The sequence below is a fragment of the Neisseria sp. P0021.S007 genome, from assembly GCF_051956855.1.
The window spans coordinates 1-505 of sequence record NZ_JBQCXA010001287.1 but is presented as its reverse complement, the minus strand read 5'-3'; the positions used below and the strand labels follow the sequence as shown (position 1 = coordinate 505).

General features: G+C 53.5%; 1 pseudogene. It reads left to right on the top strand.

Annotated features, from left to right (window positions below):
- Positions 1-505 (top strand): annotated as a pseudogene (locus ACTHUR_RS18770) (hypothetical protein); the annotation flags it as partial.

The following is a 505-nucleotide window of genomic DNA, read 5'->3' as shown; positions in this document are numbered from 1 at the left end:
GATACCGTCAAAGTACCGGATGCCTTGTGGCGGATATTGCGGCTGAAATTCCTCGGCATTCTGCGCAATCCGCACAACCACAAAAACCTGTTTGCCCACCGCCTGCACCAAACGCTTCGGGCGCGGCTGCCGGAAGTCGGTTTTGAATTTGTCCGCTTGATCAGCAAACGCGATCCCAAGCGCATCGAAGCCATTATGCAGGACTACCGTTTCACTTTTCTCGGCTATGTCGATTGGCTGGGTGGGCTTTACGGCATGTTGAGCGAAGGCGTGGCGCAGCCATCGTTGTTTGAACGGCTGTTTTGCAACATCTTTGCCGCACCCGAAGCCGTGAAAATCGAATTGTTCCGCTATCCGGAAAACATGGGGCTGTGCCTGTTTGGCGACAGCAGTTTCTGCCTGCAAGCCTCGGCCAAGCTATTCAGTGTCGGCGTTAATATTTCACACGATATGTTTGCCGTCGTCCATCTGCAAACCGACCGTTGGCACGCGTTTAAGAATACCT